The following is a 460-nucleotide window of genomic DNA, read 5'->3' on the forward strand; positions in this document are numbered from 1 at the left end:
GACGTCGGTGGTCCCCCAGCTGCCCCCGGGCAGCGCGTGCGTGTCGAGCAGCGACTTGACCTCGCCGGCGCCGTCGGGCGGCGCCACCACGACGACCAGGGAGACGGCGCGGGATTCGGCCATCGCGCGCACCGCGTGGACGAGCATGGGCGTGCCGCCGAGCGCGCGCAGCGCCTTGGGAGCGCCGGGGCCGAGCCGCACACCCCGGCCCGCGGCCGGGATGACGGCCGCTGTCCGGACCGCCGGACGGCCGGGTGCGGAGGTCGGCGAGGACGGCGGGAGCGGATCGTCAGACATCGGTTCCTGTCAGGTTTGTGGGCTCGGCCTACGTGGGTATGGCCTGGGCGTGCCCCCGCTCCGGAGCGGGGGAAGTGCCGGGCGTTCCGCCTTGACCAGCCCCTTCCGTGACTCTGGTCGAGCCGACCGCCCGGGCCCGGCACGCCAGGGGTGGGGACGTGAG

The 460-nt window shown here is 76.3% G+C and carries 1 protein-coding gene; it reads right to left on the minus strand.

What is annotated here, in order from left to right:
* On the minus strand, positions 1-297 hold a 297-nt coding region (locus LPA54_RS38165), incomplete at its 3' end, for a 2-C-methyl-D-erythritol 4-phosphate cytidylyltransferase (RefSeq protein ID WP_228984975.1).
* Positions 298-460: the final 163 nt, after the last annotated feature.

Source organism: Streptomyces sp. DH12 (assembly GCF_020873895.1).
GTDB lineage: Bacteria > Actinomycetota > Actinomycetes > Streptomycetales > Streptomycetaceae > Streptomyces.